The organism is Paenibacillus sp. FSL K6-1122 (assembly GCF_037977015.1).
Taxonomy (GTDB): domain Bacteria; phylum Bacillota; class Bacilli; order Paenibacillales; family Paenibacillaceae; genus Paenibacillus; species Paenibacillus amylolyticus.
Genome location: NZ_CP150272.1, coordinates 1,063,815 through 1,077,019 on the forward strand (window position 1 = coordinate 1,063,815; position 13,205 = coordinate 1,077,019).

The 13,205-nt window shown below is 47.7% G+C and carries 8 protein-coding genes; 5 read left to right on the forward strand and 3 right to left on the reverse strand.

Annotated elements, in window-relative coordinates; genetic code table 11:
• Positions 1–79: 79 nt before the first annotated feature.
• Positions 80–3,307 (forward strand): response regulator, encoded by a 3,228-nt coding sequence (locus tag NSQ20_RS04765; protein WP_340031964.1) that lies wholly within the window; start codon positions 80–82, stop codon positions 3,305–3,307.
• 21 nt (positions 3,308–3,328) lie between these two features.
• On the opposite strand, the gene NSQ20_RS04770 is transcribed toward NSQ20_RS04765, so the two are convergent.
• Together NSQ20_RS04770 and NSQ20_RS04775 are read right to left on the reverse strand one after the other, a co-directional pair.
• Positions 3,329–4,003, reverse strand: a complete 675-nt coding sequence (locus tag NSQ20_RS04770; RefSeq protein WP_036672653.1) for a response regulator transcription factor — start codon at positions 4,001–4,003, stop codon at positions 3,329–3,331.
• Positions 4,004–4,137: 134 nt separating this feature from the next.
• Positions 4,138–5,001, reverse strand: a complete 864-nt coding sequence (locus NSQ20_RS04775; RefSeq protein WP_340031965.1) for a helix-turn-helix transcriptional regulator — start codon at positions 4,999–5,001, stop codon at positions 4,138–4,140.
• 138 nt (positions 5,002–5,139) lie between these two features.
• Here NSQ20_RS04775 and fabF point away from each other — a divergent pair, with 138 nt between their 5' ends.
• On the forward strand, positions 5,140–6,378 hold the full coding sequence (fabF, locus tag NSQ20_RS04780; RefSeq protein ID WP_340031967.1) for a beta-ketoacyl-ACP synthase II: 1,239 nt from the start codon (positions 5,140–5,142) through the stop codon (positions 6,376–6,378).
• 118 nt (positions 6,379–6,496) lie between these two features.
• Here the strand turns inward: fabF and NSQ20_RS04785 are convergent, their stop codons facing one another.
• Entirely contained in the window at positions 6,497–7,726 is a 1,230-nt protein-coding gene (locus NSQ20_RS04785) for a nitrate/nitrite transporter (RefSeq protein ID WP_047844097.1), read from the reverse strand.
• 425 nt (positions 7,727–8,151) lie between these two features.
• Between NSQ20_RS04785 and nirB the strand changes: the two genes are divergently transcribed.
• The 3 genes from nirB to NSQ20_RS04800 all read left to right on the forward strand — a co-directional run bounded on the left by nirB (position 8,152) and on the right by NSQ20_RS04800 (position 13,182).
• Positions 8,152–10,266 carry a nitrite reductase large subunit NirB gene (gene nirB, locus NSQ20_RS04790; RefSeq protein WP_340031968.1) on the forward strand — a complete coding sequence of 705 codons (2,115 nt, stop codon included), beginning with the start codon at positions 8,152–8,154 and terminating at the stop codon, positions 10,264–10,266.
• Between the two features lie 21 nt (positions 10,267–10,287).
• The gene (locus NSQ20_RS04795; RefSeq protein ID WP_340031969.1) at positions 10,288–12,420 is read left to right on the forward strand and encodes a molybdopterin oxidoreductase family protein; all 2,133 of its coding nucleotides are present in this window, start codon (positions 10,288–10,290) and stop codon (positions 12,418–12,420) included.
• 342 nt (positions 12,421–12,762) lie between these two features.
• A complete protein-coding gene (locus tag NSQ20_RS04800; RefSeq protein WP_036606163.1) occupies positions 12,763–13,182 on the forward strand; it encodes a hypothetical protein in 420 nt (139 codons plus the stop codon).
• Positions 13,183–13,205: the final 23 nt, after the last annotated feature.

The window sequence follows — 13,205 nt, forward strand, 5'->3', positions numbered from 1 at the left end:
CTGAGGAACTGCGACCATGAATCTGACAACATTCATTGAATGCATGAAATCCTGAAGTCGTAATGTGGACGGTGACCATTTGCTACGCGATCTTGTATTAAATTTCACGCTAATTTTGATCTTTGTTTTCCTAATTCATCACTATCTGAACCATACAAATGCTACCCGTTCAACATCCATCACGACTCGGATCATTATTGGTATTACGCTGAGCATGTTGGGCACGGCGCTCTATTATTTCTCTATTGTGCTTGAGGATGGTACATTGTTGAATTTCCGGGGCAGTGTGTATCTGCTAGCCGCTTATTTTGGTGGGAGTGGCTCTGCTTTCGTTACTTTTGCATTCATGTGGATGTTTCGGATTAATATGGGGCGTAATCCCTTGTTGGAGAACTGGCAGTATGCATTGACAGAGTTGTTGTTTGTCGTAGCCATATGTCTGATCTTTAAGTATATCAGGGGATTTATACAGAAGTGGTTGTCCGGAGCATTGCTGTTGATTACTGTGTATGAGTTTTCTGCACTAAAGACAAATTCCCCTTCTCTGCTAATGATGGGGCAGATTCTCTTTTTTCAATGTATCTGCCTGCTGTCCGTCATATTATTCCTGTATTATCTGAACCAAAATCATCGATATAGGAGATTGGTCATTCAGAGGGATCAGGAAATGCTAGAGATGCTTCGTATGCAGCCGGGTTTTACTTTTAAAATCCGAAAACAGAACGGAAAATTCGAGTATCTTGTGCTTGAGGGAGAGATGCTCTCCCGACTGGGCTTGGATATGAGTAGTCTGAAGCAAGATTACAAACTGGGCACATTGGATATTTTACCTCAGGAAAAGGTAGAATTTCTGCGAAAGCAGTTTAACCGGGCATGGAAAGGGGAGTCTTTTTTTTACGAGATTGAGCATGGGGGTTACTACTCACTGGTGAAGCTTAGTCCGCTGCGAGAAGAGGGTGTGGTGAAATATGTCGTGGGGTATGGACTTGATATTACGGAACACAGAGCGGTTAAACGAAGGATTCAAGAAAGTGAAGAGCGATATCGTACACTTGAACGAGTGTCGACAGACTGGTTTGTCGGTTTGGATAACAACAGATGTATTGTGTCAGTGAATCAGAAATTTCTGGATGTTCTTGGTCTCGGCAGGCAGGAAGTGATTGGGCGTCAGCTTGAAGAATTGTTGTTCATTGAGCAGCTGGAGAACTGGTTGTTCGTTTTCCAAAAAGCCTTACATCACAATATAGCACTGGATACGGAACTGAGTTTCATTGTTGGAGAAGGTCATGAGCAGCATGTTCGGGTTCACCTATCCCCTGTTAAAGTATTAAACTCGAGTGAGAAAATCAAGGCAGTCATTCAAGACATTTCGGATCACTATAGACGTGTTAAGGCTGACAAAGCAAGCCAGGCGAAGAGTGAGTTTCTCGCATTCATGAGCCACGAGATTCGTACCCCACTGAGCGGTATTATCAACTTTTCGTTGTTGCTTCAACGGACAGATCTATCTCCACAACAAAAGGATTATTTGAGTAAAATCAATGCGTCCTCCCAAACCTTGCTTGCCCTCGTAAATGATATTCTTGATTTTTCGAAAATTGAGGCAGGCAAGCTGATGTTGGAGAAGGTCTCTTTTTCACCAGAGGATGTGATCAAACGTGTCGCAGATCAGATCGGTGTGGCCATCGGGCACAAAGATATCGAAGTGATCTTTACAACCGATCCCGATCTGCCATTAACGGTGATTGGTGATCCGTTCCGACTTGAACAGGTGTTATTGAATCTGCTCAGTAATGCGATTAAATTTACGGAGCATGGATATGTAACGTTGCAGGCAGAGGTTCTTTCATTGGAGGCGGAGCGAGTTCATGTCCGTTTTGAGGTACAGGACACGGGAATCGGAATGTCACCCGAACAATTGGAACGGCTCTTTGTCCCGTTTACTCAAGCGGAACCCTCGACGTATCGAACATATGGTGGCTCTGGTCTTGGGCTGGTCATCTGTTACCTTCTGGTCACCTCTTTGGGAGGAAGCTTGCGGGTGGATAGTGTGCTGGGAGAGTACAGTCTGTTTTCATTCGACTTGATATTTGAACTTGCAGATTCGGAAGAAGAAGAGAGCTTCTCCCTGCAGACACACCCTCTCCTATATGGTGCGAATGATGTGGTTATCATTGAAGATGATGAACGGATGGGCGCAAATCTGAAGCAGCTGCTCTATTCATTCGGGATGAATCCGATGCTGTATACTTCCTTGAACCATATGATGGAAAGTGATTGGTATGTCCATCATGTAGATGGGGCAAGTTCGATGTTGATCATGTTGGATATGGATGCAGAGGAGACCGTCAACGGATCGTCATGGGATAGTTTCATGAAGCGAATGAATCAAACCAAATTTCAAATGGTGGGTTATACCCATGCTTTTAGTGAAAATGCCCTGTGGAGTGAGGAGAGATCCTTTCGCCCGGATCTCATGATGATCAAACCGATTACACGTCTGGGATTGTTCGAAGTATTACTTGCACTTCAGGGTGAAGGGCCATTGGAGAAAAAGCGGATGATAGAAGGTGATGAATCCTACTTGCTTAAATCCAAAGGGCACATTCTGATCGCTGAAGATCATGAAATCAATCAACTGGTCATTCGGGCCATGCTGGAACATACCGGATTCAAGGTGACACTGGCAGACAGTGGCACAGAGGTTTTGAAGAAATTGGACGAACAAACATGGGAACTGATTCTGATGGATCTCTATATGCCAGCTATGAACGGAATTGATGCAGCGCGACACATTCGCAAGATGAGGAAATATGATCGTACACCCATTATTGCGCTTACAGCGAATGGTTTAAAAAGGGACCATGAATTATATCTTGAAGCAGGTATGAATGCCATCCTGACTAAGCCCATACATGAACAACAGCTCACAGACATTTTGGAAATATGGATTGATCTAAAAGGCATAAGGGAGATCAATGGAATTGATGCAGATAAGGCGATCAGACAGATGGACGGCAAGCCGCATATTCTGCAATATGCACTCACGAAATTCAGAATGGAGTATGACTCGTTTCAGAAAAAACTGGCGATTCAACTTCAGCAACAGCAGATTGCTGATGTCATTCGTAGTGTTCATTCTCTTCGAGGCGTAGCTGCGAATCTGCATGCAGTGGACCTGATGTGTGCAGTTCTCCAATTGGAATCGCTCTTGTCCCGTCCGTTATTCAAAGATGAGGAACAGCGTTCAGTATTGGAGAAGGTACAACAGGAAATTGATAAAATTACCGAGTCTCTTCCATGGTGATCGGAATGAAGCTGTGTTGTTTTAAGGTGTGAACTTATATCCGACCCCCCAGATGGTTTGAATGTATTGGGGGTTTTTTGGATTGTCCTCAATTTTTTTGCGAAGCTTGGTAATGTGCACATCGATGGTGCGATCATTAATGTAGGCATCAATACCACGAATGGCTTCGATCAGGGCATACCGACTGTAGACTTTGCCAGGATTGAGAATAAACAGCTTCATGATCTCAAATTCGGAAAACGTCATCTCCACGCGCCGGTTATTCAACAAAACAGTTCTTCGGGCCAGATCGAGAGATATTCCGGATTCCTGTTCAGTGACAACAGAGCTGTTCAATATAGAGTAACGACGCAATACGGCCTCAATACGTGCCTTCAGCTCCTGCATACTGAAAGGCTTACATACATAGTCATCAGCCCCGTCTGTTAATGATCGAATCCGCTCAGAAACCTCGGTTAACGAAGAGATGACAATGATGGGGATTGCCGTATGTTGGCGCATGAGAGAACTAGGATTCTTATTACCCGAATCAGGGAGCATCAAGTCAAGAAGCAGGATATCAGGCCGCGCTTGAAGCTGTAGAAGACCATCTCTTGCGTTATCGACACGGATAACATCATACCCTTCACCTTGCAAATACAAGGATAATGTATCGCCTAACATGTTGTCGTCCTCTATGATAAGCACTTTCGTCATGATATTCCTTTCTGAACCCCCTTCTTGTAGAAGGACTAAGATCCATGGATTACTTAATATACCTGATATTTAAAACATGCAACATGAGGATGTCAAGGCTCTAACATGACTCCAAGAAGGTGAGAGACTCCGATTTAATGCTTGCCAAGATGTGGATCAGCTTCACGCTCGATCAGGCGCATCAATTTACGCTCGGTAGCGCTCTCTGGCGCAGGGGTGTAGACACTGCAACGCAGATCAGAACTACCCTGAACCTGCAACGAAGTCAGATCAAACAACATTTTGCCTGCTTTGGAATGCCTGAATTCGATTAAAACGTCCGGGGCACTACTGACGCTGCTTTGTTTCCAAAGGGTATGAAAATCGGGATGTCTGTTCATCATGTCATCCAAAAATAAATTATACCATTCATCATCAACATACTGGCCATAGTAAGCACGAAAAATTGCCAGAAATCCGCTAACAAAATCCTCCCAGTTCACCGCGAGCCTGCGAAACTCCTTTCGATCAAATAACAGACTGATCATATTCCGCTGTTCGGGGGCAATCTTTTCAAAATCGATAAAAACATGCCGGGCTGCATCATTCCAGCCGACAATGTAACAACGCCGATCCGAGATCACGGTAGGACAGTGGTGAAGTTCTTGCAAAATTTTCTGCAAGGAAGGGTGAAGTTGAACCGGTTCTTCTTCCAGTGTGGGTAGCTCCGTATGATGCTCCATGGCGAGCGAAAACAGATATTTTCGTTCATCTGTAGTAAGCCTCAGTGCCGAAGCAATGTTATCCAACACGGAATGGGATACCTGAATATCCCGACCTTGTTCAAGCCAGGTATACCATGTTGTACTCACTCCTGCCAGTTGGGAAACCTCTTCTCTCCTCAGCCCAGGCGTTCTTCTCCGACTTCCAGTGGGTAAACCGACCGATTCGGGGGAAATTTTGGAACGCTGTGTTTTCAGAAAAGTGGACAATGCCTGTAACCTGACATCGTAGTTCAATCCATCACCTTCAATCCTCGTTATCATGGTAGTCATTATACTATTATAATTGACAACTTGTAATAGGATATTCAAAAGTGCACTATTAGTGGCAGAGCGTAAGAGTAAGGTAGACAACAGCGCTGAAGGAGGATGGACATGGAACGAGTCGTGATTACAGGTATGGGAGTTATCTCTCCTCTGGGAAATGATGTAGATACATTCTGGAACGGATTGATTGAGGGTAGATCAGGTGTATCACCTATAGAACATTTTGATACAGCTTCGTACAAAACCAGAATCGCAGGAGTGGTCCGTGATTTTGATGGTGAAGAGCGTTTTGGACGCAAGGAAGCAAGGCGTATGGATCGATTCGTTCAATTTGCTGTTGCTGCTACGGATCAGGCTGTATCACAATCGGGTCTTGTGATGGATGAACTGGACCGTGAACGGGTAGGTGTATATATTGGTTCAGGCATAGGCGGCATCCAGACATTGATGGAACAAGGCAAGGTCCTGTCAGAACGGGGACCTGCGAGAGTCAGCCCAACACTGGTACCTATGATGATCTCCAATATGGCGGCAGCTATGGTCAGTATGAGGTTTGGTTGCTGGGGACCGACATTGTCGCCAGTAACAGCTTGTTCCATTGGCAATACAGCCATTGGAGAGGCTTTCCGGTTAATTCGTCATGGCGGAGCCGATGTCATTATTGCTGGAGGAACAGAAGCGGCTGTAACGGAAGTGTCACTGGCAAGCTTCGGTAATGCGACAGCGTTGTCTACACGAAATGAAGCGTTCCAAGCAGCCAGCCGTCCATTTGATGCAGGGAGAGACGGTTTTGTCATGGCGGAGGGTGCTGGAATTCTGGTTGTGGAATCACTGTCTCATGCTCTAGCAAGAGGGGCGAATATTCTTGCCGAAGTGATTGGATATGGTGCCAGTTCAGATGCGTATCATATGGTAGCTACCCACCCGGAAGGACGGGGTGCATATCTGGCGATGAAAGCATCACTGAAAGAAGCTCAGATTGGACCTGAGGACATTGATGTAATTAACGCCCATGCCACCAGTACGGAGGCAGGTGATCTGTCTGAGACGAGAGCCATTAAACAACTTTTCGGGACAGGTGCCTATGATATTCCGGTCACAGCGAATAAGTCCATGACGGGACATATGCTTGGTGCAGCAGGCGGTGCGGAGGCGATCTCACTTATTCAAAGTCTGCGGCATGGCATCATTCCTCCAACCATCAATCAGGAGCAGAGGGACCCCGAATGTGATCTGGATTATGTGCCAAACGAGGCAAGAAAAGCAGAGTTGCGGATTGGGATGTCTAATTCCTTTGGTTTTGGCGGTCATAATGCGGTTATTATTCTTCAAAAATATTCATCTTAAGCAGAAAGAAAGCCGTAAGCAAAGAACAGCGCTGCCTGATGGGGCTACGCTGTTCTTTGCTTACTTATGGATCACTCGTAAACACTGTACCTTGGTTAACGCCGAGTGGTTGTACGCCTCAGGAAGAGAGGGATGTCGATTCCGCCATGCCTTTGTTACCTCGGCTCAACCAGCTCACACGCCAGCGGGATTGCATGAAGAGAACCAGGAAAAGGGAAGCTGCTGCAATCAGGCTAAGAATGACAAAACCTGGCGTATAGGATTGATAGCTACTATACAGTTGACCGAGAATCAGCGGCAGTGCATACCCGCCCAATCCGCCAGCGGCACCTACAATACCTGTCATCAGGCCAATCTCATTGCCGAAACGTTGGGGAACCAGTTGGAACACAGAGCCATTTCCGGCTCCCAGACACATCATACCGAGGAACAGCATGACTACTACCACAGGAAGCGGTGGCATGAAGGATACTCCGATCAACATGATGCAGGCTCCAGTGTACAGGAAAGTCAGCATGCGGGTTCCGCCAATTTTGTCCGCCAGATAACCCCCTACAGGCCGGAAGAAACTGCCTGCGATCACACAGAAGGTGGTAATGTCTGCGGCACGAACAGGAGAGAGTCCATACTGGGTGTTGAAGAAGATGGTGAGATAGTTACATAATCCAACGAAACCACCAAAGGTTACACAATAGAAGGCACAGAATACCCAAGCATCTTTTTGTTTAAGCAGACTTCCGTATTGGGATAATTTCTTGGGTTCAGGCCGGTTAGGGCTATTCTTGGCAAAGATAGAAAAGAGAATGAATACAATAACGATCGGTATAATAGCAAGTCCGAACACAACTTCCCAGCTGCCAAAATGCGTAGCCAAGCGATTGGCAAATAACGTCGCGAGTACGGTACCGCTGTTACCCGCCCCGGCAATACCCATGGCCAGACCCTGATGCTCCTTGCCATACCATTGGCCTGCCAGAGGTAGCGCAGCAGCAAAGGAGGCGCCTGCGACACCAAGCAAGAGTGCCACCACGTACAGTTGGCTTAAGGAGTCAACCCATAACCAGCCGAGTAATAAAGGAACTAAGGTGACGAGCATCCCGATCTGTGCGGTCAGTTTCGGACCAATATAATCAGACATGAAGCCAAGCACAAGGCGCAGGATGGAGCCGCCGAGAATAGGCAATGCGACCAGATTGGCTTTTTCTAGCGGAGTCATCGGATAATCCAACGCTATGACAACTGCGAGTGGACCAAGCATCCCCCATATCATAAAACTGATGTCAAAATACATAAACGCCCCGAAGAGGGTGGGCTTATGCCCGCTTTTCCAAAAACTTTTGCTCTCCATCATCCATCATCGCTCCTCATCCAATTGAGATCTTCGTGATTTGTCTATGTGCTTGTTAAGGCAGAAAAAGGCCGCAATTCGTCCAGATCTGAACGATTTGCGGCCCCGTTGCCGACAGGCGGTACACGTCATTGTGTTCCCGCATCTGAGTTGATCACAGCACTGTGATTTTGATTCAAATTATAATCAAGAGAAAATATATATGTCAACAAAAATTACATGTAATTTTAAATAATTCATTTTTTTATCTTCATTCGCATTTTTAATGTCAATTTAGTTGACATTAGATTCGGATTCCCTTAATCTGAATCTAATATGAATCCACACAAAGGCGTGTGGATTCCGGAGGCAACGGTGCCCTTTTCCGAATCATGGAGAAGGGATTTTTCTGTTTATTTTCAGGTGAGAGAGATAGGGGGCAGCCCATGAGTAGAAGCAAACTGGTGATTATCGGGAATGGCATGGCTGGAGTGAAGTGTGTCGAAGAGATTATCGCACTGGAGCCTGATACGTATGAGATTGTAATCTACGGCAATGAACCCCGTCCCAACTACAATCGGATCATGTTATCAAAAGTATTGCAGGGTGAGCATTCGTTACAGGATATCATTATCAATGATTGGACTTGGTATGCCGAGCATCATATACGGCTCTGTACAGGTGAAACGGTACACCGCATTGATACCCGTGGAAAATATATAGAGACAGAATCCGGACTAAAAGAAACTTATGATGTCCTTATTCTGGCGACAGGGTCTTCACCTTTTATCCCACCGATTCCGGGAATTGATAAAGAGAGGGTCATGTCCTTCCGAACAATTGATGATTGTACGCGCATGTCTGATTATTCTAAAACCTATCGCAAGGCCGCCGTCATTGGTGGTGGATTGCTTGGGCTGGAGGCTGCGCGCGGGTTACTGCATCTGGGCATGGAAGCTGTGGTGGTACATAACGCACCTTACATTATGAACCGGCAGTTGGATCAGAAGGCTGCCACGATGCTTCAACAGGAACTTGAAGGGCAGGGTATGTCCTTTCTTTTGGCCAAAAATACGCAGAAAATTACCGGGCGATCACAGGTTCAGGGCCTTCAGTTCACAGATGGTTCCAAGCTTGAAGCACAGGTTGTCATTGTCGCTGTAGGAATTCGGCCAAATGTGGACCTGGCCAGACGAAGTGGAATCGCCACCAATCGGGCAATTATGGTAGATGACTATATGCGCACCAGTGTACCGGGTATTTACGCAGTTGGGGAATGTGCTGAACATCGGGGAATTAGTTATGGTCTGGTGGCCCCCTTATACGAACAGGGGAAGGTGCTCGCACATACACTCTGTGGACAGGAAACGCCTGAATACAAAGGATCAATTCCCTACTCACAGTTGAAGGTATCGGGGGTTGATGTTTTCTCAGCGGGTGAGATCAGTGGGGAAGGCATGCAGACTGCAATTCAACATCTGGATGGCATTCAAGGCACATATAAAAAAGTGCTGATGCAGGCTGGCAAAGTGCGTGGAGCCATTTTATTTGGAGATACAACCGAAGGAACGGCATTGCTTGGACTTGTGCAACGAGGCGCAGATGTGGCGGAATTGGCTCCGCGTGAAGGGGCTCCGGACCCGGCTGAGATGGCTGCTGCGGCATTACCGGCTCAGGAGACCGTATGTGCCTGCAACAATGTGACCAAGGCTGCGATAATGAAGGCCATTCAGGAACAGGGTCTCGAGACGGCAGATCAGGTGAAGGAGCAGACCAAGGCGTCAGGTTCATGCGGTGGCTGTCGCCCGATGGTGGCTGCTCTGTTGAAACATACGCATAACCTGAAAAATAACGGGGGTACTGGCGTGGTAGCCACACCAGATAAACCTGCTCCAATGCCTGTTTGCAGTTGTACGGATCTTGGGCATGCAGAGTTGAAGGGAATACTGGCTGACATCAATGTTCTGGAGACAGGGCTACCAGACATATCTTTGATCTTGCAGAAGCTGGGTTGGGGTTCGGAGCTTGGTTGCTCGGTATGTCGTCCCGTAATTCATTATTACTTACAGGTATCCGGTGGAACGATGGTTGTTCGAGAGCTGGAAGGTCACTCAGAGATTCAGGTACGCTGGGATGATCAGATCCCGCTTTCATCCTATGCAAGAGATGCCAGGGGGCTGGCTGCACAGCTTCGTGCGAGTTGGATCGGCGCAGCAATGCCGTCGCCCGTGAATGTAGGAGTCGCACCAGGGCCGGGATCTTTGGTGAGCGCACTGGTGCAGGATATCGGCTTGTTGGCTTCACCATCTGGGTGGGAGATCTACGCAGGCGGTCATGCAGAGCATCCGGTCAAACAAGGTGGCCTGATTGGGGTGTCTGAAACAGAGGTGCAAGCGGCCACACTCGCATCAGCCTGCCTTCAATGGTATCGCCAAACCGCTTGGTATGATGAGCCGTTATGGGCATGGACGGAACGATTGGGATTCATGTCGATTCGGGAAACGCTGCTGGATGACCAGTTACAGAAGGAACTTGCAGCTACACTTCAAGCTGATATATAGATGAAAGGCGGGGATGGAAAGATGGGATTATCCGTGAGTTCAGAACCAACAGCCTCCAAGCTGTATGTAAAGGAAACCCAGTGTCCGTATTGCAGTGTGCAGTGCAAGATGACTGTTGAAGAACTGGCTGCACCTGTTCCAGGCCAGCGTCGTGGTGAGTATACGGTTCAGGGTGTCCCGAATGAAGCCTCTCAGGGCAGGTTGTGTGTGAAGGGCATGAATGCTCATCAACATGCGCTCAGTGGTCAACGATTAATGAATCCGCTCATTCGTCGTAATGGCGAGCTTGAACCCTGTTCCTGGAAGGAGGCCATTCAGACCATCGCAGAGCGGTGTCAGAACTTGAGGGATTTATACGGAGCAGATACGGTCGGAGTATACGGAGGCGGATCTCTGACAAATGAAACAGCCTATCTGCTCGGCAAGTTTGCCAGAGTTGCATTGGGGACAAAATATATCGACTATAATGGACGGTTCTGCATGTCAGCTGCGGCTTCAGCTGGAAGTAAAGTGTTCGGGATGGATCGTGGGTTGACGTTCCGACTGTCTGATATTCCCAAGGCGGGCTGCATTGTACTTGCAGGTACCAATATTGCAGAATGCCAACCTACCCTTCTGCCATACTTCAATCAAGCGAAGGAGAATGGAGCCTTCATTATCGTTATTGATCCACGCAAGACGGCAACCGCTGCCATTGCCGACCTTCATTTGCAGGTGAAGCCTGGCATGGATGCTCTTCTGGCGGATACCATGATGAAGGTGATTATGGATGCCGGATGGGTGAACCCTCATTTTATAGACAAACGAACGCATGGTTACGAGCAATTGATACAAGGGTTGGCTGATCTGCAACTCGAACAGGCGGCACAAGCGTGCGGGGTTGATCTGGCGCTGATCCGTCAGGCGGCGATGGCATACGGTGAGGCAGAGACAGGCATGATCATGACAGCACGTGGTGTGGAGCAGCAGACGGATGGACATATGGCAGTGAGACACTTTTTGAACCTGGTGCTGGCAACTGGCAAAATTGGTAGAGAAGGCTGCGGATATGGTGCCATCACAGGTCAGGGGAACGGGCAGGGCGGACGGGAGCATGGGCAGAAGGCTGACCAGCTGCCGGGTTATCGATCCATTGAAAATGAAGCCGATCGTGCCTATGTGGCATCCGTCTGGGGTGTGGACCCTGCAAGTTTGCCAGGCAAAGGGGTATCCGCCTACGAGATGATGGAGAAGGTTCATGATCAGGAGATTCGGGCGTTGCTTGTAATGGGCTCTAACCCAGTCGTATCCAATCCCAATGTGCGTTTGGTGGAAGAAGGTCTGCGCAAGCTGGACTTTCTGATCGTGGCAGATATGTTCCTGTCGGAGACAGCACGCATGGCTGATCTGGTTCTCCCGGTTACATCTTATATGGAGAATGAAGGTACACTGACCAATCTGGAGGGGCGTGTTCTGCTCCGTGAACAGGGGCGGCCTGCACCGGGAGAAACGCTTGATGATTGGGATATATTATGCCGGATTGCCGCGCAATTGGGTAAAGCTTCTTACTTTGAATATGACACTGCTGAGGATATCTTTAATGAGCTTCGGGTGGCGAGCCGCGGCGGAGTCGCTGATTACTATGGCATTACCTATGAGCGTTTGCGTAACGAGAAAGGGGTATACTGGCCGTGTTCTGCCCTCGAAGATCAGGGAGAAGGACTGCTGTTCGGTGAACGATTCGCTCACCCGGACGGCAAAGCGGCGTTCACATTTGAATCCAGCCCGGGCTGGAATGATATATCTTCGGAGTTCCCCTTAATTCTCACCAATGGGCGTGTGCTGCCTCATTATCTTACAGGGGTGCAGACACATCGCAGTCCGGCACTGGCAGCTCGTGAATTGGAGAACTTTGTTGAACTTCACCCGGCTACCGCTGCCCGTTATCGTATTCACGATGGAGAGTGGGTAGAGATTCAATCGACGTACGGAAGCTTCACGGTTCGTTCGCGCATCAAGGATTCCATTCGGGAGGATACCTTGTTCGTGCCGATGCATTGGGGCGGCATTCAGAATGTGAATCGGGCCACCAGACCAGAGCTAGATCCGTTCTGTCGGATGCCTGGGTTCAAGACAGCAGCTGTAACCATTCGACCGTTGCGTCTGGCGAGATGATTCATACAGGTTTCAGTTTATAAAAGTTCTCAGGCGTCATAAGCTGTTCTAATGGTAGCTTAGCAGCTGCACAGTCCATATTTATATGACACTGTGCGGCTTTTTTTGCGTATATGTACGCAAGTAGGCCCTAGTTCCGTGGTTCCACGTAAACATGAGGATTGGCTCATGAATATGGATTGAATTTTAGTTATGATGTTCATTAGGGGTACATATGTACGTATTTTATATTTTATTTAGAGACAGATAATCATTTCGAGTTTAGGTTATTCCGCATCGTGGTATAGATATCGGGGCTTATGGAAGCTTCTTCAAATAGAGCAGGACAAGGGAGGTAATGCAGTGAATGTATGGATAACGGTAAAAAGTCTGGGCAAGCGCAAGCCGGTACTTGCCAAGCAAGCTGCCGAACTTCCGGAAACAACTCATACGTTAAGGCAGCTCATTGAGAACATGGTGGCTGTACAAGTAAAAGCGCTTCAGGAAAAGAAACAACAGGCAGAATTGTTCGCCTACCTGATGCCGGATGATATTGACGCGCAAGGAGCGGTGGGGAAAGTCGGGTTTGGCGCAGTATACAATGAGGGTGTTCCTGATCTGGAAGTTGCGATGGAGACAGCTATAACCGCATATGAGGATGGGTTGTACAAAGTGTTTCTCAACGATGAAGAATTGCAGGAACTGGATGAGTCACTTGTTGTAAAAGACGGAGATAACGTGGTGTTTATTCGTTTTACAATGCTAGCCGGACGTCTGTGGTAGAGAACGATGAAGGAGGAGAACAG